Origin of the sequence: Herbaspirillum camelliae (genome assembly GCF_001929405.1) — a bacterium.
In the GTDB taxonomy this organism is placed as follows: domain Bacteria; phylum Pseudomonadota; class Gammaproteobacteria; order Burkholderiales; family Burkholderiaceae_D; genus Herbaspirillum; species Herbaspirillum seropedicae.
This window is the reverse complement of sequence record NZ_KV880769.1, coordinates 4,026,478-4,047,504: the sequence shown is the minus strand read 5'-3', so window position 1 is coordinate 4,047,504 and position 21,027 is coordinate 4,026,478. Positions and strand designations below refer to the sequence as shown.

19 protein-coding genes, 1 tRNA gene and 1 pseudogene are annotated in these 21,027 nt (G+C 60.1%); 7 read left to right on the top strand and 14 right to left on the bottom strand.

What is annotated here, in order from left to right; genetic code table 11:
• Positions 1 to 37 precede the first annotated feature (37 nt).
• Positions 38 to 1,123, bottom strand: coding sequence for an alanine racemase (gene alr / locus BGK68_RS18290; RefSeq protein WP_075258251.1), 1,086 nt, complete (start codon positions 1,121 to 1,123; stop codon positions 38 to 40).
• Between the two features lie 233 nt (positions 1,124 to 1,356).
• On the opposite strand from alr, the gene lplT reads away from it, so the two are divergent.
• Positions 1,357 to 2,628 carry a lysophospholipid transporter LplT gene (gene lplT, locus BGK68_RS18285; RefSeq protein ID WP_075258250.1) on the top strand — a complete coding sequence of 424 codons (1,272 nt, stop codon included), beginning with the start codon at positions 1,357 to 1,359 and terminating at the stop codon, positions 2,626 to 2,628.
• A 41-nt stretch (positions 2,629 to 2,669) separates the two neighbouring features.
• Here the strand turns inward: lplT and BGK68_RS18280 are convergent, their stop codons facing one another.
• The 4 genes from BGK68_RS18280 to tsaB are packed head-to-tail and all read right to left on the bottom strand — an operon-like array spanning position 2,670 to position 5,932.
• Positions 2,670 to 3,707 (bottom strand): DUF1853 family protein, encoded by a 1,038-nt coding sequence (locus BGK68_RS18280; protein ID WP_075258249.1) that lies wholly within the window; start codon positions 3,705 to 3,707, stop codon positions 2,670 to 2,672.
• Between the two features lie 4 nt (positions 3,708 to 3,711).
• Positions 3,712 to 4,725, bottom strand: coding sequence for a uracil-DNA glycosylase (locus BGK68_RS18275; protein ID WP_075258248.1), 1,014 nt, complete (start codon positions 4,723 to 4,725; stop codon positions 3,712 to 3,714).
• Positions 4,722 to 5,219: a ribosomal protein S18-alanine N-acetyltransferase gene (gene rimI, locus BGK68_RS18270; protein ID WP_075258247.1), complete on the bottom strand. Its 498-nt coding sequence runs from the start codon at positions 5,217 to 5,219 to the stop codon at positions 4,722 to 4,724. The genes BGK68_RS18275 and rimI overlap by 4 nt, the downstream gene beginning before the upstream one ends.
• The gene (tsaB, locus tag BGK68_RS18265) at positions 5,216 to 5,932 is read right to left on the bottom strand and encodes a tRNA (adenosine(37)-N6)-threonylcarbamoyltransferase complex dimerization subunit type 1 TsaB (protein ID WP_075258246.1); all 717 of its coding nucleotides are present in this window, start codon (positions 5,930 to 5,932) and stop codon (positions 5,216 to 5,218) included. Before tsaB ends, rimI begins: the two co-directional genes overlap by 4 nt.
• A 110-nt stretch (positions 5,933 to 6,042) precedes the next feature.
• Here tsaB and BGK68_RS18260 point away from each other — a divergent pair, with 110 nt between their 5' ends.
• The gene (locus BGK68_RS18260) at positions 6,043 to 6,471 is read left to right on the top strand and encodes a thioredoxin family protein (protein WP_013234124.1); all 429 of its coding nucleotides are present in this window, start codon (positions 6,043 to 6,045) and stop codon (positions 6,469 to 6,471) included.
• A gap of 25 nt (positions 6,472 to 6,496) precedes the next feature.
• Here BGK68_RS18260 and BGK68_RS18255 read toward each other — a convergent pair whose 3' ends face one another.
• Positions 6,497 to 7,408, bottom strand: coding sequence for a LysR family transcriptional regulator (locus BGK68_RS18255; protein WP_075258245.1), 912 nt, complete (start codon positions 7,406 to 7,408; stop codon positions 6,497 to 6,499).
• A 226-nt stretch (positions 7,409 to 7,634) separates the two neighbouring features.
• Between BGK68_RS18255 and BGK68_RS18250 the strand changes: the two genes are divergently transcribed.
• The 5 genes from BGK68_RS18250 (at position 7,635) to BGK68_RS18225 (ending at position 12,359) form a co-directional block, all read left to right on the top strand.
• Entirely contained in the window at positions 7,635 to 7,916 is a 282-nt protein-coding gene (locus BGK68_RS18250) for a DUF4148 domain-containing protein (protein WP_075258244.1), read from the top strand.
• Between the two features lie 450 nt (positions 7,917 to 8,366).
• A complete protein-coding gene (locus tag BGK68_RS18240) occupies positions 8,367 to 9,620 on the top strand; it encodes an aspartate kinase (protein WP_041310622.1) in 1,254 nt (417 codons plus the stop codon).
• 143 nt (positions 9,621 to 9,763) lie between these two features.
• A tRNA-Ser gene (locus tag BGK68_RS18235) sits at positions 9,764 to 9,857 on the top strand.
• 214 nt (positions 9,858 to 10,071) lie between these two features.
• Complete coding sequence (locus tag BGK68_RS18230; RefSeq protein ID WP_075258242.1) at positions 10,072 to 11,274, top strand: tyrosine-type recombinase/integrase; 1,203 nt, start codon at positions 10,072 to 10,074, stop codon at positions 11,272 to 11,274.
• Positions 11,271 to 12,359 carry a PDDEXK nuclease domain-containing protein gene (locus BGK68_RS18225; RefSeq protein WP_075258241.1) on the top strand — a complete coding sequence of 363 codons (1,089 nt, stop codon included), beginning with the start codon at positions 11,271 to 11,273 and terminating at the stop codon, positions 12,357 to 12,359. The genes BGK68_RS18230 and BGK68_RS18225 overlap by 4 nt, the downstream gene beginning before the upstream one ends.
• 54 nt (positions 12,360 to 12,413) lie before the next feature.
• Here BGK68_RS18225 and BGK68_RS28710 read toward each other — a convergent pair.
• From BGK68_RS28710 to BGK68_RS18185, 8 genes and pseudogenes are all read right to left on the bottom strand, one after another.
• Positions 12,414 to 12,566 (bottom strand): annotated as a pseudogene (locus BGK68_RS28710) (abortive infection family protein); the annotation flags it as partial.
• Between the two features lie 77 nt (positions 12,567 to 12,643).
• Positions 12,644 to 14,227: a TrlF family AAA-like ATPase gene (locus BGK68_RS18215; RefSeq protein WP_143433101.1), complete on the bottom strand. Its 1,584-nt coding sequence runs from the start codon at positions 14,225 to 14,227 to the stop codon at positions 12,644 to 12,646.
• A 25-nt stretch (positions 14,228 to 14,252) separates the two neighbouring features.
• Positions 14,253 to 15,268 (bottom strand): IS3 family transposase gene (locus BGK68_RS18210; RefSeq protein WP_407645732.1). Its coding sequence is split into 2 segments (ribosomal slippage): positions 14,253 to 15,070 and positions 15,070 to 15,268, totalling 1,017 coding nucleotides; the frame shifts between segments, so codons are not numbered across the junction.
• 103 nt (positions 15,269 to 15,371) lie between these two features.
• On the bottom strand, positions 15,372 to 16,925 hold the full coding sequence (locus tag BGK68_RS18200) for a hypothetical protein (RefSeq protein ID WP_198937228.1): 1,554 nt from the start codon (positions 16,923 to 16,925) through the stop codon (positions 15,372 to 15,374).
• A 93-nt stretch (positions 16,926 to 17,018) separates the two neighbouring features.
• Positions 17,019 to 18,461: a DUF3732 domain-containing protein gene (locus tag BGK68_RS18195; RefSeq protein ID WP_233149341.1), complete on the bottom strand. Its 1,443-nt coding sequence runs from the start codon at positions 18,459 to 18,461 to the stop codon at positions 17,019 to 17,021.
• Positions 18,394 to 18,981, bottom strand: coding sequence for a hypothetical protein (locus tag BGK68_RS28390; protein WP_233149340.1), 588 nt, complete (start codon positions 18,979 to 18,981; stop codon positions 18,394 to 18,396). Before BGK68_RS28390 ends, BGK68_RS18195 begins: the two co-directional genes overlap by 68 nt.
• Entirely contained in the window at positions 18,978 to 19,466 is a 489-nt protein-coding gene (locus BGK68_RS18190; protein ID WP_075258239.1) for a three component ABC system middle component, read from the bottom strand. The genes BGK68_RS28390 and BGK68_RS18190 overlap by 4 nt, the downstream gene beginning before the upstream one ends.
• Positions 19,463 to 20,596: an ABC-three component system protein gene (locus BGK68_RS18185; RefSeq protein WP_233149339.1), complete on the bottom strand. Its 1,134-nt coding sequence runs from the start codon at positions 20,594 to 20,596 to the stop codon at positions 19,463 to 19,465. The genes BGK68_RS18190 and BGK68_RS18185 overlap by 4 nt, the downstream gene beginning before the upstream one ends.
• Positions 20,597 to 21,027 lie beyond the last annotated feature (431 nt).

Sequence of the window (21,027 nt, the reverse complement as noted above, 5' to 3'; positions counted from 1 at the left end):
GCAGCGGTGCTACCCGCACCCCTGCCAGTTTGCGCCCTTAGTCCACTTCCCGCACGGCCACGCGGGGCGCCAGCGCGCACATGAGTTCATAGCCGATGGTGCCTGCGGCATAGGCGACCTCGTCGATGGGCAGCCTGCTGCCCCACAGTTCGACCTGGCTGCCCACGTCGGCGCCGGGGATGTGGGTGAGGTCCACGGTGAGCATGTCCATCGAGACCCGGCCCACGGTGCCGGTCTTGACGCCATCGACCAATACCGGCGTGCCATTGGGCGCATGGCGCGGGTAGCCGTCGGCATAGCCGCAGGCCACCACGCCGATCTTCATGGGCTTGTCGGCCACGAAGCGGCTGCCATAGCCGATGGCCTCGCCCGCCGGGACCTGCTGTACGCCGATGATGCGGCTCTCCAGCGTCATCGCCGCGCGCAGCCCGAAATCGGCGGCCGAGCCTCCGCCCGGCGTGCCGCCATAGAGCATCACGCCAGGGCGCACCCAGTCATTGTCATTGGCCAGTTCGGCATGCATCAGGTCGGCCGCCGAGTTGCACAGGCTACGGGGACCGTCCAGCCCTTCGGAACCGGCCTGGAAGCGGCGCACCTGCTCGGCCAGCGGCAAGAGCAGATTGCCGGCGTCGTCGGCGTTGGCGAAGTGGGTCATGAGGGTAATGCTGGCCACGCTGGGAATCTTCTGCAGCCGCGCGTAGGCGGCGCGGTAGGCCTCGGGCTTGAAACCCAGGCGGTTCATGCCGCTGTTCATCTTCAGGTGGGCGTGCAGGCTGGCGGCGGCGGTAAAGGCTTCCAGCTGCGCGATCTGCTCTTCGCAGTGCACCGCGAACTGGATATCGTGCTGCGCCAGCACCGGCAGGTCGTCGGCCTCGAAGAAGCCTTCCAGCAACAGGATGGGCTTGGTCCAGCCCAGTTCGCGCAGGCGCACCGCGTAATCCGGCTCGATCAGGGCCAGGCCGTCGGCTGCGGCGAAACCGCGCATGGCGCGCTCCAGGCCGTGCCCGTAGCCATTGGCCTTGAGTACGCCCCAGACGCGGGCGCCAGGAGCATGGGCGCGAGCGACGGCGAGATTGTGTTGAAGTGCGGAAATGCTGATGGAGGCGACGATCGGTCTTGGCATGATGTCCTGTGGCGGCGTTGGGCAAATGACAATCAAGACGCAGGCAATGCGCACCTTGAGCAGTCATGCCGCCCGGCCTGGCTGTCGCGGTCCGCCCGGAAGTTTTTGCCCAGCGGGGAACAAGCGGGCATTTTACCGGACGAACATCTTTCTGGTTTGACTTATGACGGAGTGCGCATGGTTTCATGGTATAAAGCTAGCCGGACATCATTTGTTATACATCTTGGACAGGGATGAATCGCGGTTTCTATACCATCATGGCGGCGCAGTTCTTTTCGTCGCTCGCCGATAACGCGCTGCTGATCGCCGCCATCGCCCTACTTGCCGAAATGCATTCGCCAGCGTGGATGACCCCGCTGCTGAAGCTGTTCTTCGTGCTTTCCTATGTGCTCCTGGCGGCTTTCGTGGGCGCCTTCGCTGACGCTTTCCCCAAGGGCAAGGTCATGTTGATCACCAACATGATCAAGATCGTCGGCTGTTCCCTCATGTTCTTTACGGTCCACCCGCTGCTGGCCTATGCGGTGGTCGGCTTCGGCGCGGCGGCCTATTCACCGGCCAAGTACGGCATCCTCACCGAACTGCTGCCGCCGGAGAAACTGGTGGCGGCCAATGGCTGGATCGAGGGGCTGACGGTGGGTTCCATCATCATGGGTACGGTGCTGGGCGGTGCGCTGGTCAATCCCAAGATTTCCTCGGTGATCCTCTCCTTCGATTTCCCGCTGGTCGATCTGCCCATCGACACCCCCACCGAAGCCGCACTCTGCATCATCTCCCTGATCTACGTGATCGCCGCGCTCTTCAACTTCAATATCCCCGACACCGGCGCCCGCTACGAACACCAGGAACGCAACCCCATCCGCCTGATCGTCGACTTCGCCGGTTGCTTCACCACCCTCTGGAAAGACAAGCTGGGCCAGATCTCGCTGGCAGTGACCACGCTCTTCTGGGGGGCCGGTGCGACGCTGCAGTTCATTGTGCTGAAGTGGGCCGAGAAGTCCTTGCACATGCCGCTGGACAAGGCCGCCATCCTGCAAGGCATCGTCGCCGTGGGCGTGGCGCTGGGGGCCATGGGGGCGGCCCGTTTCGTGCCGCTGAAGAAATCGCTGACGGTCATGCCCCTGGGCATCATCATGGGCATCGTGGTGATGCTGATGACCACCACCACCTCGGTCTGGGTAGCCTATCCACTGCTGGTGATCGTGGGCGCCCTGTCGGGCTATTTCGTGGTGCCGATGAACGCCTTGCTGCAGCATCGCGGCCACGTGCTCATGAGCGCCGGCCACTCGATCGCCGTGCAGAACTTCAATGAAAACCTCTCGGTGCTGACCATGCTGGTGCTGTATGCCTTCATGGTGCGCATGAACCTGGATGTGAATACCGTCATCATCATCTTCGGCTCCTTCGTGGCCGGGATCATGTACCTGATCATGCGCCGTCATGCCGCCAACCAGCGCGAGCATGATTCGCTGGCGCTGATCGGCGAGGACAAGCACGACCATCACTGAGCTCGATCCTCAGCCCGCTGCCACCCACGATCTGATTCTGATCAGATCCGCACCAGCGCGTGCCGCGCCGTATCGGCGGCACGCTGCTCCCAGCCCGGCGGCACGATAAAACCGCGGGCAAGCTCCAGCAACTCAGGTTCTCCTCCCTTGACGATGCGGCATTGCGCCACCATCACCGGACTCTGGTCGGCCAGGAAAGCCGTTTCCAGGGCTGCCTGCAATGCCGGCAGCGACAATCCCTGCGCCATGGGCGCACGCGCCGGCGCCAACCAGGCCAACCGGGGCAGGATCAGGTAGAGATCGTCAGGCTGGTGCTGTGCCGCCAGTCGCGGCAGCTCACACCAGAAGCCGCGACAATGATCCGCCGCCACGCCCAGGGACGCGGGCAGATCGACAGCCTCGCCATGGCGGTAGAACAACCAGCCCTTGACCAGCGCGCGCGCCGCCGTCACCGGGGCAGGCAGGACGGATGCAGCGGCAGGATGAGCCGACAGCATGAGTTGCTGCTGCATGATCTTGCGCATCTTCTTGCCCAGGGTATCGGCCAGATTGGGGCCGACGAAGGCTGCGGCGTCCGTCCCCGCATCAGCGACCGACTGCGGCGCGAGCAGGTAGAACTTGGTGGCGAATTCCCAATGGATCAGACCAAACTCGTCATCACCGGGCGGACGGACGAGGAAATCGAATTCGCCCAGCGTTTCATGCGTCGGTCCCTGCTGGCGCACCTGCAGGTTGGCGGCAACCAGCCAATCCTGCTGCTGGAGATAGAACGTCAGCAACTGCTCGGCATAACGTCCCAGACGGGCGGTGGGCTGGCGCGCCAGGTGGGCGTGCAAGGCGGCGTTCAGGCCAAGATCATGTTCCAGATCATGCAGCCAGCCCGCCACCTCGGGCGCGACCGGCCCCAGCGTGGCGATGCGACCCTCCCAGCAAGGCGCATCCTGCGCCAGCAGGTCGGGCGCATAGAGCAACCAGGCCAGCGCACGCACATGCGGATCGCGCAGTTCAGGCCAGCGCTGGTGGAAGCGCACCTGGTGGCTGGACAAGCTCGTCGCCGCCCGACCGGACAAGACGTCCATCACCTTAGCGCGCCTGCGCCTGATAAGTGCTCATGGCCAGGCACAGGTCGGCCCAGGTCTTGCTCTTGTCCTGCAGCGAACGCAGCAGATAGGCCGGGTGATAGGTCACCACCAGCGGCAGCTCCTGATAGCGATGAACCGTACCGCGCAAGCGCGCCACCGGGGTGGTCGGATCCAGACCCAGCAGCGAGATGGCCGCCGTCTTGCCCAGCGCGACCAGCACGGTGGGCTGGATCAGCTCGATCTGGCGCTGCAGATAAGGCAGGCAGGACGCCACCTCCTGCGGCGAAGGCGGCCGGTCGCGACCGGTCTCGTCGGTGGGACGGCATTTGACGATATTGGCGATATAGGCGTTGTCGCCGCGCTTGACGCCCATGGACACCAGCATATTGTCCAGCAGCTTGCCAGCCGGGCCGACGAAGGGCTCGCCCTGGATATCCTCATTGCGTCCCGGACCTTCACCGATGAAGAGCCACTTGGCCTTTTCATCGCCGACGCCGAAGACCGTCTTCTTGCGTCCCTGGCACAGGCCGCAACGGCGGCAATCCGCCACCTGTTCCTTCAACTGCGGCCAGTCCATCTGTTTGATCCTGGCGATCACGGGATCGACCGCAGGCGCCGGCTCGTCGTCTTCGCCCTCCGGGATCAGCACGGGCTCCAGGGAGGCGGCAAAATCCATTTCGTCCAGCCAGGCCGGCGGTCCGCCCTCTTCTTGCACGGGGGCGCTGCGCGGCATCGGTGCGGCAGGCGCCTTGGGCGCGGCTACCGGTGAGGCTTGTACTGCCGGACGCTCAGCCATTGGCGCCGGCTCCCGCGCGGGCTGCACCGGGACAGGGGACGGGCTCTCGACGGTCTCGACAGCGGCGGCTGTCGGCGTGGCGTTGGCTTGCTGCTGCGCCTGTTCCTGGACTTCTTCCACGGCCAGCTCGCGCCGCACCCACACCGGCCCGATGCCCAAGGCATCGAGCAACGCCAGCGAGGAGCCGAAGCCGTTTTCCTGATTCGTTTGTTCACTCATAGCGGCAGGCTCATGACGATGGCCCCTTCGCGGGACTGGTTGGCGGCCGGATAGTAGTTCTTGCGTCGGCCAATCTCGGCAAATCCGTAATGCCGGTAGACCTTGGCCGCATGGAGATTGGATTCACGCACCTCCAGCAGCATGATGTGCATGCCGTGCTGGCGCGCCAGGGCCGTGGCCCGGTCCAGCAGCAAGCGGCCCAGGCCCTGGTGCTGGTGCGCGGCGGCCACGCTGACGTTGAGCAGATGCGCCTCTTCTACCGCCAGCATGACCAGGAAATAGCCCAGCAATTGCCCCGCGCTATCGCGCAGGGTCTGCGCCTGGTAACCGCTGTACAGCGAATCCTGGAAATTGCCGCGCGTCCAGGGATGCGAATAGACGGCCTGCTCGATCTCGACGACTGCGTCGAGATCCTCGCTACTCATGGGCGCAAATTGCAGACTGCCGTATTTCTCATGCACGACAGCCTCGGGCAAGGTGGCCACGCTGCTCATGCCGCGCCCTTGGCGGCGTCCCGCAGCTCGCGCTCGGCAGTGGTCAGCGCCACCTTGTTGCGCAGGTAGAACGGCTGGGCCTCTTGCGCCGACACACCGCGCCCCTGGTCGAGATGATGCTGCCCCAGCGTGGCAACGTGCTGCGCATGCGGCATGCATTGGGCATAGGCGGCGGCGAACTGGCTGGCGCAGAAGTCCGGCGTGAAATGCCCGGCATAGGCCGACAGCCCGTTGCCACAGGCATACGGACGTCCTTGCGTATTCACGTCAGCGGCAGCCGACAGGACTGGCTCGGCCAGCACATCCCAGCCGCCGCTGCGGGCGCGGTAGCGCGCCCAGTAGACCTCGCCCATGCGGGCGTCGAGGATGGCCAGCACCTCGGTGGCCTGGGCATCATGCACGCGGCAGGCCTGGGCCGCCGCTTCCAGCGTGACCACCGGCACCACCGGCCGGTCAATACCGAAGGCCAGGCCCTGGACCACGCCGCAGGCTGTGCGCACGCCGGTGAAGGAACCCGGGCCGACGCCAAAGGCCAGCGCATCACATTGCGCCAGCGCCAGGCCGGCTTCGGCCAGCAGTTGCTGGATCATGGGGAGAATGGCGTCGGAGTGCGTCTGGGCGCCAGCCGACTGCCGCGACAGCAGCTTGCCTTGGTGCAGCAAGGCTGCAGAGGCGAGCTCGGTCGAAGTTTCAATGGCAAGAATCGTGGACATCCCGCTATTTTACCGTGCGCGCAGCATTCTTCGGCTTGCCTGCGTGAAGGATGACGTAGTGTGCGCCAGCGCAAACCGGCTGCCGCCGAAGCGGTTAAAATACGCGGGCCATGTCTTACCAGATCCTAGACCAGACCAACCGCCGCCAACTCGCCGAGGCGCTTCGCAACGACACCTGGGTCGTTGCCTGCCTGTGCGCCAACTGGTGCGGCAGCTGCCGCGAATATGACGCGGCCTTCCGCGCCTGGGCCGAGCGCTATCCCCAGCATCATTTTGTCTGGATCGATATCGAAGACCAGGCCGACCTGGTCGGCGAGCTCGACATCGACAACTTCCCCACCCTGCTCATGGAACGCGGCGCGACCGTGGCCTTCTTCGGACCGATGGAACCCGATACCCGCCTGGCCGAACGCCTTCTGCTGGCCCAGATGGAAAAGAGCGACGCCGAACTGCAGCGCGAAGCCATCAGCTCGGCCGAGCGTCGTAGCTGGCAGCAGGATTGCAGCCTGCTGGACAAGCTGGCCGATGTGATCGGCTGAACAGCCCTCCTCCCGTCGCTGCAGTTCAACTCAGCCAGGGATCATTTTCCGGATGCGGAAAGCGCGCGCTGATGAATTCGGCAAAACTGCGCACCTTGGCCGACAGCAGGCGCCGGCTCGGGTAGACCATGGACATGATCACCTGGCCCATGTCGAACCCCGGCAAGACCTGCACCAGCCGACCGCTGCGCAGGTCATCCCCCAGCGAATACGAGGGCCGCAGCACGATCCCCATCCCGGCCAGCGCCAGATCGCGCAACAGCACCCCGCTATTGGAGACGACCTTGCTGACGATGGGCACATCCAGCACGCCGCCCTTGGTATTGACGTGCCAGTGATGACGCAGATATTCGTGCGAGAAATTGAGGCAGCTGTGGCGCGACAAGTCCTCTGGCTGTTCCGGCGCGCCCTGGCGCGCAATATATTCCGGCGAGGCGCACAGGATGACCCGCGCCACCCCCAACTGTCGCACGATCATGCTGGCGTCGAATTTCTGCATGCTGCTGAAGAAGCCGATATCGATGCCCTCCTCCACCAGATCAATGGATCGGTCTGACAGGCTGATATCCAGCGCCACCTCAGGGTAGGCCTGCGAGTAGGCCGACAGCATCTCGCCCAGCTGCGACTGGCCAAAACCGGCATTGCAATAGATGGCCAGGGTGCCGGCAGGCCGCTTGGTCTCCAGGGACACCAGCGCCTCGGCATCGTCAACCTCGGCCAGGATCATCCGGACCCGCTCCAGATAGGCCTGCCCAGCCTCGGTCAGGGACAGGCGACGGGTGGAGCGGTTCAGCAGCCGCGTTCCCAGATGCGCCTCCAGGTCGGCGATGAAGCGCGTCGCCACGGCATTGGAAATGTCCAGAAGCTCGGCCGCACGCACGAAACTGCCCTGCTCGACCACCTTGGCGAACACCCGCATTGATTGCAGCCTATCCATTTTTCAAGCCCCAGATCGTTCCAGAAAGAGAAATAGTCAATTCCGATTAGACCCATTTTTCTTTGCGTTGGCAATATTTACACTTCAGACATCGGTTAGCGCATTGCAACAAGCACTGGCCGGTTCCGCCAGATGCCTGTAGCGGGCTTTCCCACAAGGAGAGCACCCCTCCCGCAAAGGGCGTCTGCGGAGCTTTCCCCACTCATCCAACACAGAGGACAAGATCATGAACATCAAGAATATCGTCGTTGCCGCTTCCCTGCTGGCCGCCGCTGGCGCCGCCATGGCCGAGGCTCCGTATCCGCCGGAAACCGCCTTCCACTCCACCAAGACCCGCGCTGACGTGCAAGCTGAACTGGTCCACGCCCGCGCCAACGGTGAAATCGCCGTGCGCAATGAGTACCCTATCATTCACCAGGCGCCCTCCGCCCTGAGCCGCCAGGACGTGCAGAACCAACTGCGCCAGGCCAGCAGCACCGCCCAGCAAGACCTCTACAGAGGCGCCTGATTGCAGCGTGTCCGTTAGCTTGCGCAGCTGATGCGTTCCGCAGACCGCGTCTGAACCGTCCGGCCCGGCAAGCCCATGCCTTACCGCAGTACCGCAGCACTCCGTACCGCAGCACCAACTGCCATGTCGCCCTCTTTCATTGCCGGCGCATGACAGCTGGTGCCCCGACCACCTCTCCCTCCTTCCGCGGCAGCATCTTCCTCCCGCCTGATCATCCTTTCCTGCATCAAATTTGCATGGTCCGTTAGCCTCTTTGGCAAAACGCGCAGACATCGCCGCTCCCGCTCACCATAATGCTGCATTGCCACATGCAAAAATGGCGCGTGGACGCCCTTCCCGTCCAGCTTTTCCTTGAGATTTTGGCGCACCGCATGTAAAGTCAAGGGTTTGTTCCTTCCGGCCTAGCTAAGGGTTTTCTTGTCAAAGTCGGGCCACCTTTTTTTATCCCCTATGGCTTTATACGTTCACAAATACGGCGGCACCTCGATGGGCTCGATCGAGCGCATCCAGAATGTCGCGAAGCGCGTTGCCAAATGGCACGACGCAGGCCATCAGATCGTCGTCGTGCCTTCGGCGATGTCTGGTGAAACCAACCGCCTGCTGGGCATGGCCAAGGAAATCATGGCCCAGCCCGACGGCCGCGAACTGGACATGCTGGCCTCGACCGGCGAACAGGTCTCGGTAGCACTGCTGGCCATCGCCTTGCAGGCGCTGGGCAAGCAGGCCGTCTCCTATGCCGGCTGGCAAGTCCCGATCAAGACCGATTCGGCCTTCACCAAGGCGCGCATCCGCTCCATCGATGACGCCAAGGTCCGCAAGGACCTCAACGCCGGCAAGATCGTCATCATCACCGGTTTCCAGGGCGTGGACGCCGACGGCAACATCACCACCCTGGGCCGTGGCGGCTCGGACACCTCGGCCGTGGCCGTGGCAGCCGCCATCAAGGCCGCAGAGTGCCTGATCTACACCGACGTCGATGGCGTCTACACCACCGACCCGCGCGTGGTCAGCGAAGCCCGTCGCCTCAAGACCGTGACCTTCGAGGAGATGCTGGAAATGGCCTCCCTGGGCTCCAAGGTCCTGCAGATCCGCTCGGTCGAGTTCGCCGGCAACTACAAGATGCCGACCCGCGTGTTGTCCTCGCTGACCGACCCGCTCACGCCGCTGGCCGAAGAAGCCGCCTCCGGCACCCTGATTTCGTTTGAGGAAGACAAGAACATGGAACAAGCAACCATCACCGGCATCGCCTTCAGCCGCGACGAAGCCAAGATCACCGTGCTGGGCGTGCCTGACCGTCCGGGCATCGCCTACCAGATCCTGGGTCCGGTGGCTGACGCCAACATCGAAGTGGACATGATCATCCAGAACCAGTCGGTGGAAGGCAAGACCGACTTCACCTTCACGGTGCCGCGCGGCGAATACGCCAAGGCCGTGGAAGTGCTCAACAACAGCGTCAAGGCGCACATCGGCGCGGCCGCCATCAACGGCGACACCAAGGTCTCCAAGGTCTCGGTGGTGGGCGTGGGCATGCGCAGCCACGTGGGCATCGCTTCGCAGATGTTCCGCACCCTGTCCGAAGAAGGCGTCAACATCCAGATGATCTCCACCTCGGAAATCAAGATCTCGGTGCTGATCGACGAGAAGTACATGGAACTGGCCGTGCGCGCCCTGCACAAGGCGTTTGACCTGGACAGCGCCAAGTAAATCACGCACCGTTCAAGGCGAAGACCGCACCGGTGAAAAAACAGTGTTTATTTGCAAGACCACTGTTGACCGGATGTAAATGAGACGATATTATCTCGGTCTTCGCTGAGGCAACGCAGCAATGCGATAACAGCCTTCAGTGTGGAGACGTGGCCGAGTGGTCGAAGGCACTTCCCTGCTAAGGAAGCATACGGGCTTAAACCTGTATCGAGGGTTCGAATCCCTCCGTCTCCGCCAAGCATTACTAAGCCCCTGTGTTTACAGGGGCTTTTTTATTTCACCATGACTCCAGCTCGGCACTTCGCTGGACTACGCCAAGACTAGATACAGCAGGTTTATCAATGACTTAGGCGAGTTCATCATATGCCGGTGCTTTCTGAAACTTGACCCGACTTCCTCTCTCCTGGCCCCTAGAAGGCTCCTGGGAACCGGGTCTTTCTGAGGAGTCGTCATGGCAAAAATCAAGCTCACCAAGTCCGCTGTCGATGCGGCACAACCCCAGGCGCAGGCCGTCGAACTCCGGGATACGCTGGTTCCAGGCTTCTTGTGCAAGATTACCCCGTCGGGCCGCAAGGTGTTCATGCTCCAGTACCGGACGAACGCCGGCGAGCGCCGCAAGCCCGCCTTGGGCCAGTACGGAGAACTGACCGTCGAACAGGCTCGCTCGCTCGCGCAGGAATGGCTAGCCCAGGTACGCCGGGGTGGTGATCCCGGCGCAGACAAGGCGGAAGCCCGCAAAGCACCCAGCGTCGAGGAGTTGTGCAAGAAGTTCATGGAGGACCACTCCAAGAAGCGCAATAAGCCGAGCACCCGAGTTGGCTATCAAGGCGTCATCGATCGCTGCATCATCCCGTTGCTGGGCCGCAAGAAGGTCCACGACGTGAAGCGCCCTGACATTGCCGGGCTGATGGAAAAACTTTCGTACAAGCCGACCGAGGCGAACAAGGCATTCAGCATCCTGCGCAAGATGTTCAATTTGGCTGAGGTGTGGGGCTATCGGTCTGACGGCACCAATCCCTGCCGCCATGTCCCAATGTTCCCTGCCGGCAAGTCCACCCACCTTATCAGCGACGAGGACATGGGAAAACTTTTCCGGCAGCTCGACAAGATCGAGATCGAGGGGCTGGAGAACTACGTCATCCCGTTGGCGATCCGCCTGCAATTCGAGTTTGCCGGCCGCCGTGGCGAAATCGTCTCGCTCGAATGGGAATGGATCGATCTCGAAAACCGCCGCGTCGTCTGGCCCGACAGCAAGACCGGCGGTATGTCCAAGCCCATCAGCGAGGAAGCCTACCGGCTGCTTTCGACGGCGCCGAGGGAGGAAGGCAATTCTTACGTCCTGCCGTCGCCGCGCCATCCAGGGCACCACCTGACCACGGGCGAGTATTACGGCGGCTGGAGCCGTGCGCTCAAAGCGGCGGGGGCAACGCATGTGGGGACGCACGGCATCCGCCACCGCTCGGCGACCGACATCGCCAATTCGGGTATCCCCGTCAAGGTCGGCATGGCACTCACGGCGCACAAAACCGTGGTGATGTTCATGCGCTATGTCCACACCGAGGACAAGCCGGTCCGGGAGGCCGCCGAACTGGTGGCGAGTCGGCGCAAGGCAATCACCGGCACCAAGCCGCAGCCTGCGGAGGCAACGGCATGAGCAAGCGCGAAGTCGCCGTTCCTTCGCCCGCAGCGCCTTCGGCGCTGTTGGGCGACATCCGGGCACTGATCGAGGCGGCGCGCAAGCGTGCTGCCTCGACGGTGAATAGCGAACTGACGATGCTCTACTGGCACATCGGCCAGCGCATCCGCACGCAGGTCTTGGACGGGCGCCGGGGTGCCTATGGCAAGGAAGTCCTGCCCACCCTGGCGGCGCAGTTGGTGAAGGAGTACGGGGGCAGCTTTGCCGAGCAGAACCTGCGCCGTATGGTGCAGTTTGCGGCCACCTTCCCCGACGAGCAGATTCTCGTATCACTGATACGAGAATTGAGCTGGACGCACTTCATCGCCCTGATCCCGCTGAAAGACCCACTCCAGCGGGACTACTACGCACAGATGGCGAGCGCTGAACGCTGGAGCGTGCGGACGCTGCGTGAACGCATCGACTCGATGCTGTACGAGCGCACGGCGCTGTCCCAAAAGCCGGGCGAGACGATCGCGCAGGAGCTGGCGGCGATGCGCGATGCGCAGCGTATGTCGCCCGCCCTGGTCATGCGCGACCCGTACATCCTCGATTTCTTGGGGCTGCGCGATACTTGGCAGGAAGGCGACCTAGAGGCGGCAATCATCCGCGAAATGGAATCCTTTCTGCTGGAGCTTGGCGTGGGGTTCAGCTTCGTGGCCCGGCAGAAGCGCATCCCGATTGACGACGAGGACTTTCACCTCGATCTGCTGTTCTACAACCGCAAGCTGCGGCGGCTGGTGGCGGTGGAGTTGAAGGTCGGCGAGTTCAAGGCGGCCTACAAGGGGCAGATGGAGCTTTACCTTCGGTGGCTGGACAAACACGAACGGGAACCGGAGGAAGCCTCGCCGCTGGGGATCATCCTTTGTACCGGCAAGAAGCGCGAGCAGATCGAATTGTTGGAGCTGGACAAGTCGGGCATCCACGTTGCCGAGTACCTGACCGCCTTGCCGCCGAGGGGCGTGCTGGTGGAGCGGCTGCACCAAGCGACCCAACGAGCGCAGTCACAGATCGAACAACGCAGCAATCGAGAGACGGGGCATGATAAGAATTCAGATGACTGAGACCTGATTGGCGTACTAACTCAATGCCACTACGCGGTCCCGATTTTCGTGCGGTTAAGCAGCACGCGACGCCGCGCCGAGCCACCGCTCCATCACGAAAATCACAATGGTGTGTAAGGCGTGGACAGCCAAACGGGCCTCTGATGGAACAATTTTCGGAGGTTCGATGCCACGCCCATGTGCTGTCCCAATGTGAGTGCGATAGGCGCCAACGCCAGCCGCTTTACAGCGTAGCTGTCACTCGTCGATGTCGGCTTGCCGGCAACCCAATTGAAAGGGAAGCCTCACAAGCCGTATTTCCGTTTCCGGTTCTTGAAAGCCGGTTCGGTACCTTCGAGGATTTCGACGACCTTGGCCTTAATCACTGACGACTCGATGCCGCCGGAGATGTAGTTGAAGGTGTTCGTCGCCTTGTCGCATGTGGCACAGATGATTTGCTCGGCATCGCACACAACGGCGAGGTTGGGGTTGTGGGTCACCATGATGACCTGGCGGCGTTGCTTGGCGGCTTTGATGCATTTCACGAGCACCTTGAAAATCGTCTGGTTGTCGAGGTTCTCTTCCGGTTGGTCGATGATGATCGGGATGTCGTCCTTGTCCACCAGGAGGTAAAAGACAAGCAGAAGCAGTCCGCGCTCGCCGGGCGAAAGCTGGCTGATTTCCTGCTGGTCGAACGTCAGCGAATATCTCGGCGCAAGGTAGCTCATGCCGAAGAGGTAGTCGAAGATGTCCTGAGGCTCACCGCCACGCCGGAGCTGGTCTGCGATCTTCATTTCACGACCGCCGCCTGATTCGCGACGGTCGAAGTGGAGCATGTCATCAATGGTGTCGAGAAATTTCAGGGTGGAGTCCACGTCCCCAAAATTGACCTCCTTCAACAGCCCGCGCATGAGCTCGTTGCTATCATCCACGCCCGAAAAGCTGCCACGAGATTGGCGGTTGATTCGCGGGAAAAACTGCCCTTGAAAGTTGGACTCTTCGATGCGCACATCGAAATCCAGTGGTAGATGCATGTCCATCTGGGCGGCTGACTTGACGAATTCCTGCACGGGCTCATACAGCCGGCGGTATTCCTCAACCGTTTTGAAAATCTGCTCAAGGACTTTCTTGACCAGCTCCATGCGGCTGGCTCTCAACTCCGCGAGCTTGGCTGGAAGGGCGCCCAGCGACTCGATTTCCGCCTTGAACCATTCGATTGATTGTGACTTTTCCTTGCTGCCCACGAGCTCTTCCTTGGCTCGCTCCCACCTGGCGACCTGCTCTTTGAATAGGACGAACAAGCGCTGCTTTTCGCCGAGCTTGCTCTTGATCTCGGCAACGGCAGCCTCGGCCGCTTCGCGCCTCTTGTTGAGACCAGATGGGTCTTGGTTGGCGAGCGCCGCGTCGATGCTCGTGATCGAATCTTTCGTCGCCTTGTTGAGCGCCTCGATTTTCGTGGTGTCGATCTTCAAATCCACCAACTCGTCCGCGTTCAAAGCCCCGCTAACCTCTGCCAGCATCGGGGTCAACTCGGCGACAAACTGGTCGTGGGCTTTTTTGTGGTTGGCGATGGCTTGGGTGATCCGGCTCAGGACGGCTTGTCGCTTCGCTTCCGTGACCTTCTTGTCTCGGAGCTGCTTTTCCTCGTCGCGCAGTTTTTTGAGTTCGTCTTCCAAGGCTTGAATCTTCTCTGTCGCAACCTTGGACTCTTCCTTGGCTGCATCCGATGCTGTGGGGTCCTCGACTTGCGCGGGCTTTGCTCCTTCGAGGGCAGTCAACTCGGCGACCTTGGCGTCGAGTTGCTCTTGGAGGGACTGCTTGAACTCCGACGTAAGGCGGCGCTCGGTTTGCAATATGTCAGCATTGGCCCGACGTCCCCCCGCCTTCAGTAGCGGTCCGGTTTGAGTCCGGGATTTACTGTAACTGTTTTGCGTAGGCGGCGGGCGTCAGCCCGCCCAGTGCTTTTTTCGGTCGCTCCTCGTTGTATTCACGGCGCCAGTTTTCGATTTCTGTTCGCGCGTGCAAAAGGCTGGGAAACCAGTGCTCGTTGAGGCATTCGTCGCGTAGCCGTCCGTTGAACGATTCGATGTAGGCGTTCTGGTTAGGCTTGCCCGGCTCGATAAGCCGCAGCTGCACACCACGTTCGTGAGCCCAGGCGACCATGGCCTTGCCACAGAACTCCTTTCCGTTATCGCTGCGAATCACCTTCGGGAGACCACGCGCGATCGCCAGGCGGTCCATGACCCGCGTCACGCCGATGCCCGAGATGGCTCTCTCGATTTCGATGGCGACGGCCTCGTGCGTCGCGTCGTCGACGATCGTCAGGCATTTGATGATGCGACCTTCGGCTGTGCGGTCAAACACGAAATCCATCGACCAGACCTCGTTCGCAGCCGCCGGGCGAAGCAGTGGCTGCCTTTCGGCCGGCGGGACTTTCTTTCGCTTGCGGCGCCGCACCTGGAGGCTGGCCTCTTGATACAGGCGCTCGACCCGCTTGTAATTCACCGCGTGCCCGGCTTGGCGAAGCTTCAGGTAGATCATGCCCACGCCATAGCGTTTATGGCGATTCGCCAGCGCGCAGATGATCTCGCGCAGTTCGACGTTACGGTCGGGGCGCGGCTCGTAGCGGTACGCGCTTGCACTCATGCCGGCAATCGCCAGCGAACGGCGCTCGCTCAGCTCCCGGCCGATCAGATAGCGCACCAGCTCGCGCCGGTCCGGTGCGCTCACCATTTTTTTCGCAGAGCGTCTTTAATCACCTCATTTTCCAGAAGCTGCTCGGCTAGCAGCTTCTTCAGCCGGCCGTTCTCAGTCTCCAGGTCCTTCAGCCGTTTGGCCTCCGGCACGCTCATGCCACCGAACTTGCTGCGCCACAGATAGTACGAGGCCTCACTGAAACCGTGCTTGCGGCACAGGTCCTTGACCGGCATGCCGGCCTCGACCTCACGCAGGAAACCAATGATCTGCTCTTCGGAAAAACGCTTCTTCACGTCCAATCTCCTTCTCGTGGGGATTGGACTCGAAACCGGGCCGCTACTCAAATCTGGGGGGACGTCGGGCCTTCGAGATTTCTTTGAGCACTTGCTCGCGCGCACTGTCGATCTCGGCGACTTTGAAATTTAGCAGCTCATCCATGGAGTTGTAGCCCAAGCGGGCCTCTTCCGGGACGTGCGTGTAAATGATCTTGCGCAGCTCGGTGTCAAACGTCGCTGAGCCGCCATCACCAAGCTCGTTACACAGCGTCTCAAGGTAGCTTTGCGGCAGATACTTGACCCGCTCCACGCTAGTGTCTGGTGGGTCTTGGTCGAGATGTCGCTCCGACTCTGTGCCGTCGTGCCAACCGAGCGCACCGACGAAGTGAGGGGCGAGCTTGTTTCGTGGGTTTCTGAAGCGCTTATCGTTCAGAAATGAAAAGCTCTTGAAGTTTTTGGTGTCACCCGCCAGCGCTGCGATGTCGGCCATGGCACTCTTCCCGCTGCCCTTGTTACCGATGATGGCGACCAAGTCGTGGCTCAGCGGCATGTCAATATCAAACCAAGTGTCGGCGAGCGAGGAACCGGGCTTGCGATTGACCCGAATCTTGGACACGTATTTCGTGCGATTGGCCTCAACAAGCAGCCGCTTGGGCGGCGTGTCGCCGATGAACACCCGGTCTTCGAATTCGGTGATGGCCTGCACCAGTCCATCAAAGGTTGGATCGGCTTTGATCCAGGTGAAGCAGTTGCCGACGCGATCTTTGTCCGCCGAGCTGCTCAGGGCGTGGGCGTCGGAGCAGTCGAGCAGCGTGGCCTTGACACTGGAACCCGAAAGCTTCTTTCTCGCAGCGTCATAGGCGGCGGGGTTGGCCGCGGCGGTGAAAACCAAATCGGCTTGGTTGATGATGTTGCGCTTTTCGGCGATGGATTGGTCGTCCCATTTTAGGTTGTCCCATTCGGTCTTGCCAATTGCAATCAAGTATTTGCCTGCGAGATAGTGTCGGTCGAGCGCCTCGACGACCTTCTCCAGGCTCACGCACAGGTTGTTGAAGCCCTCCTGCAGGGGCGGCGCGTAGTCAGCTTTCTTCTCGGCCGGCGCCGAGTCGATGATCATTTGCCCGAGCTCGGCCAGGCTGTCTCGGGTTATGACTCCCTTCCATTTTCCATTCCAATTGGTGGAATCGGAAATTAGCTGGTAGCTGGGGGCCAGGGAGCCTAGGAATTGCTGCCGAATGACCTCAGGGTCCAGCGCGTCGAATACGACGTGCAGGTTGATGCGGTTCCAGCCGGATTGAGAATAAGTTCCGTCCTTGTCCTTCTTGACCACTCCGGCAAACTTGTCCAGGCGCAGCTCGATTACTGGCAGCACGAGGTCAATGTTTTTCAGCCTGCCTTGCTCTAGTTTGGCCTTGCGCACGCGTTCGTAGCCGTCAATGAAGATGTAGTCGTTGATGCCAATTACCTTGAATTCCGCCGGCAGAGCTTCTAGGTCGAGCAGGAAAGCGTCCCAAGCTTCTTCGTTCGTCCCAGGGTAGTTGTGAACAATCGACGATGGCGTGTGGACATGCAAGTCCCACTTCTTCCAGGTAGAGCCAGCCGGTTCATTTTTCATTCCCTCCTCCATCTTCTTGTTGAACGGAATATACGGCTCTAATGACGGAATTCGGAATCTTGTTAGTCATGGTTCCCCATTCAGTTCTTCTGGTCAAGACGTTGACTTAGACATCAAGGGCCAATCTTCCGGCACCAGCGCTGGCGGTTTGGTCCATGGCTGCTCGACCAAGGAATCTTGGAACCACTGGTCCCGAAGATTGGCATGTTCTGTCACGATGAGTTGGAAGCCAGGGACATCCTCTTTCGTGAAATTCAACAATAACTCGAATAGTCGGCGGACCGCTGCCAAGTCGGCGTCTGCCTCCGTTTTCTGGACAGTTCCATCCGCTTCTTTATAGACCTTCTCCGAAGGGAAATAGACTTGGGTTGGCTGGTCGATAAGCAGGAACTGAGGGACCGGGCAATTATTTTTCGATGCGAAAAGATGCAGTGCCAATAATGCGGAGAGGTGGTAGGCCAGATGATTTTCGCCACCACCGGTGCGGCTCATGGGAACCGGACGATCCGGGCGGTCAAAAACGATGGTGAGATGGTTGAGATCAAGCCGTGCGGGGAAAGCGCTGAACTCCGCCTCGAAGGTTTGGATGTACCGTGACACCTGCGCAGAGATGTTATTCAAAATCGAAGTTAGTCGTTCGTGGCTGTCATCAGCACCGACTTTCTTCTCCAACTCCTCAACCTTGAACTTCAGGCGCCGATGCTCTGCTTCGCGCGAAACCAACTCCGTATTGGGCACAAGATTTTCCAGGAACAAACTGATGCGGCCAACAACCCGTGCCGCTGCATTGTTACGCGTTCCCATTTGCGCGATCACTTCGTTGGCCGCGATCGCAGCAGACAACTCCGCTTCCTTATTCTTTATCGCGTCCACGACCTCTCGTACTTTGTCATCCTGTTCGGCAAGGTACGCCTCCAATTTTGGGCGTTGACCCGCGACAATGCTCATTTCTTCGTCGAGTGTTGCCAGTTCTTTGAGGAGCACTTGCGCAACAGGGGACTCCAGAGCCAGGTTCGCTTCGCAAAATGGCCACTGCCATTCACCGGTCTCAGGGTTCTTGGGAAGAGCCTTGATTGAAGCGAGTCGATCTTTTTGCTCCAGCGCCTCACTTTCAAAACCGCCAGCCCGCTTGGAGAACTGGCGGGCAGCATCAACCCTGGATTGCGCCTCTCGCCGATCCTTGCGTAGTTGGCTAATCTCTTCTTCGAGTCGAGATATTCTTTGACCGTCGTCGTCGGGAACTGAGGCCGGTTTCCATTCCAGGGCAGTACGCAAGGCGTCGATCACGCCATCCGGCCCAGCCTGTTGATTCTCCGGCGCGATGATGCCAACCGCCTTGGCCTCCGAGAAAAGGCCGATTCCTTTCTGCTGGGATGTATCGATGGCATCCCGAGCCTGTTCGAGGAGCTTTGCGTTAAGCTTCAGCTCTCGCTGCGCCGCGCGCAGCTTGGCTTCCAGCTCGTACCGGTCATTGGAAGAAATGCCCAGAAGGATCTGGCAACGTGTCGCGGATCGCCTGTGGCTGAAAAGTTTCATTCTGACGATAGAAAAGTTGATCCTTGTTGGCAACGATGCCTTGCTTCTGAAATAGGTAGTAGTACGTGTGCTTGACGTTCGCGTCATAGCTTTCCCGGCTGTGTTCGATCGCAACATCAGTACGGTTCTCCGGGACACCCAACAATCGCGATAGCAACGCAACCACCGCATCGTCGTCGGTATTGGCCGCCAATTCCTTAAAGTCAGGGGCTGCCAGTTGATTGCCCCTTCGCAGCATGGCGGTACTGCAGCTTGTACCACCGGCGGTCGGCGTGGGCTTTGCAATCAGTACCTGTTCCTGGGCGAACTGATAGATCACGGCGAACCATGCCACCTTGTCACGAATAATGCCTTCCGGGACATTGAAGGTTGAGCGCCCCATACAGTATTCGATGATTTCGGAGAGTGCCGATTTCCCGGTGGAGGAGCGACCGGTGATGACGTTCAGACCGTCCACCTTGAACTGAAGATCTCGGCGCTGCCCGTCATGACTGTAGATATGAATCGATTTGATTTTCATGGGCGTATTCCAAAAGTCGTGTACACCGTCACGCGGTCTGCGATGCGGGCAAATTCTTTTCCAACAATGCGTGCGACGCGCTGGCAGGAGATGGACTCATCGGTCCCTGTCACGGATTTCCGAACGCGTTTCGGCACAGTCTTCAATCTGCCATCTGGCGACACGACAAAACATCCTCGCTCCATCAGCACGCCGAAAGCTTCGAGCGCAAACGGCAGCAGGTCGCGGGCACGGTCAGCGAAGCCAACCAGCAACTGAGGATTCTTTTCGGCGATTTTCAAAAGATAACTGCGAGAACTGCCCGCAATCACTTCACGAGCGTCTTTCTGCAAACACAGCGGCAGTACCAACAGCGCAAGAGAGAACGGCATGCCGTCGGGGTCCTCCTCCTCATAGCCTTGCAATGCCCTGAATAGAACTAGGCCGCAGAATGCGGGATTGAAAAGATTCTTGACTTCAAATGGTCGTTGATCCCATCTTTTCATTCCGCAGCCCCCAACAACTGGCCGACACGGCTGAGGAAACGTGGGTGCCAATAGACCCTTGGAAGTGGTCGGCTGTTTGCAAGGATATGGAATCCGCCGCGCACAACATAGGGCTCGGTCACACGCTCCCGAATGCGAAGGGTACTGCTATTGCCGCTCTCCAAGTCAGCCCATTGATACAGCGCTTTTCCCGCTTTCAAAAGAACTGCATCGGCACTGTCCTCATCAAGTTCCTCAAAGACCACATCCCGGTAGCGACTCCATTCATCAATAAGGCGGTCTTCGTACTCTTCCATTTCTCCCGAGACAAGAAGGTTTTGGCGAGCCCAGGAAGACCGCTGCTCGAAAGCTCGGTAGTAGTCCAATATGGCGTTGCGAATGCGGTTGGAGGCAATACCAATTTCTCGCAGTTGGACAACAAACAGGCGCGGATCATTATCTGCGTCGATTTCCCCAGCGGGCACTTTTCCCCTGAAGGTGATCGGAAGGTTGTCTGATTTGTACTCCTCAGCAAACGTGGAAAGCTTGTCTGAGATTTCGTAACCGAAGACGGCTTCTGCTCGCTTGCCGGCCAACAGGTTGACGATGGTGTCATTCCACCAACCTTCGAGGCGCTCGAAGATGGCATCGCGGTTGTCGCGCCGGATGCTACGCATGTGCTGATCTTTGACAATTGAAGGCACATCCTCGATGCGAGGACCTCCATCAAAGATCACGATGCGCGAAAGGAAATCTTCCTTTTCGTCATCGTTGAGTTTGTGGAACTCGGTGGCGATTTCACCAATGAGCTTCGATTCGGACTTGGCCAGAACGTCGGCTGCAACCTGTGATAGGGATGCAGCCGCGTCGTCTGCCGGTGGTTCCAGCAGGAAGCGCTGTAAAAACGAGGTATCTGAAACCGTGCCCGTCGAAAACAGGAAGAAGCGGAGACTTGCTTCGCTGCGCCCATCACGGTTATAGCGGGACAGCCAGATTCGGACCGACTTCCAGAAGTCCGTTGAAAGGTCTGTCAACCGATCACCAACGCCCTTGTGCTTGAGCGAGGCAAGTGTTTTGACGCCATCCTTGTCAAGGAAGTCAAGATCATCGTCTTTTTCAATTAAAACTGACGTGTTTTCCGGCAACTGCAAGAGTCTAAGCAGTGCAAAGCGAGGCTGATAGATATATCCCAGCCCTTGTTCGCCGGCGGAATACTGATCGGTGGAAGCCTCTCCCAGGCTTTAGTCCCTATGTCCGTTGTTCTTCGTTTGAGTCGCCAGACATGACATGAAGGAATTTAAGCTAGTACCAATTTTGCTTGGCCCGCGCCGGTTGCATTCCCCTGATGCCCAAGTCATTGCTGCTCACTTTTTATCAATAGTAACAAACCGATTCCTTTGTTGGGAGTTATTGGGTAGTCAAGAGTGGGCTTCTTGGACAATGTTCTTGCATATGACAACAGTTTGAACGTCCCAGCGTGCCGCCGTCGGGCTCGCGGGCTACGCCCCATGCCTCGTGCCGAGTCATGGCCATGCGGCTTTGATCTCTGACGCCTCCGGCCGATTCTGCGCTCCCGTCCTGC

What these genes read in the sequence shown, in the direction of transcription:
- alr (WP_075258251.1), bottom strand. Translation starts at nt 1,123, where the DNA reads ATGCCAAGACCGATCGTCGCCTCCATCAGCATTTCCGCACTTCAACAC.
- lplT (WP_075258250.1), top strand. Translation starts at nt 1,357, where the DNA reads ATGAATCGCGGTTTCTATACCATCATGGCGGCGCAGTTCTTTTCGTCG.
- BGK68_RS18280 (WP_075258249.1), bottom strand. Translation starts at nt 3,707, where the DNA reads ATGGACGTCTTGTCCGGTCGGGCGGCGACGAGCTTGTCCAGCCACCAG.
- BGK68_RS18275 (WP_075258248.1), bottom strand. Translation starts at nt 4,725, where the DNA reads ATGAGTGAACAAACGAATCAGGAAAACGGCTTCGGCTCCTCGCTGGCG.
- rimI (WP_075258247.1), bottom strand. Translation starts at nt 5,219, where the DNA reads ATGAGCAGCGTGGCCACCTTGCCCGAGGCTGTCGTGCATGAGAAATAC.
- tsaB (WP_075258246.1), bottom strand. Translation starts at nt 5,932, where the DNA reads ATGTCCACGATTCTTGCCATTGAAACTTCGACCGAGCTCGCCTCTGCA.
- BGK68_RS18260 (WP_013234124.1), top strand. Translation starts at nt 6,043, where the DNA reads ATGTCTTACCAGATCCTAGACCAGACCAACCGCCGCCAACTCGCCGAG.
- BGK68_RS18255 (WP_075258245.1), bottom strand. Translation starts at nt 7,408, where the DNA reads ATGGATAGGCTGCAATCAATGCGGGTGTTCGCCAAGGTGGTCGAGCAG.
- BGK68_RS18250 (WP_075258244.1), top strand. Translation starts at nt 7,635, where the DNA reads ATGAACATCAAGAATATCGTCGTTGCCGCTTCCCTGCTGGCCGCCGCT.
- BGK68_RS18240 (WP_041310622.1), top strand. Translation starts at nt 8,367, where the DNA reads ATGGCTTTATACGTTCACAAATACGGCGGCACCTCGATGGGCTCGATC.
- BGK68_RS18230 (WP_075258242.1), top strand. Translation starts at nt 10,072, where the DNA reads ATGGCAAAAATCAAGCTCACCAAGTCCGCTGTCGATGCGGCACAACCC.
- BGK68_RS18225 (WP_075258241.1), top strand. Translation starts at nt 11,271, where the DNA reads ATGAGCAAGCGCGAAGTCGCCGTTCCTTCGCCCGCAGCGCCTTCGGCG.
- BGK68_RS18200 (WP_198937228.1), bottom strand. Translation starts at nt 16,925, where the DNA reads ATGAAAAATGAACCGGCTGGCTCTACCTGGAAGAAGTGGGACTTGCAT.
- BGK68_RS18195 (WP_233149341.1), bottom strand. Translation starts at nt 18,461, where the DNA reads ATGAAACTTTTCAGCCACAGGCGATCCGCGACACGTTGCCAGATCCTT.
- BGK68_RS28390 (WP_233149340.1), bottom strand. Translation starts at nt 18,981, where the DNA reads ATGAAAATCAAATCGATTCATATCTACAGTCATGACGGGCAGCGCCGA.
- BGK68_RS18190 (WP_075258239.1), bottom strand. Translation starts at nt 19,466, where the DNA reads ATGAAAAGATGGGATCAACGACCATTTGAAGTCAAGAATCTTTTCAAT.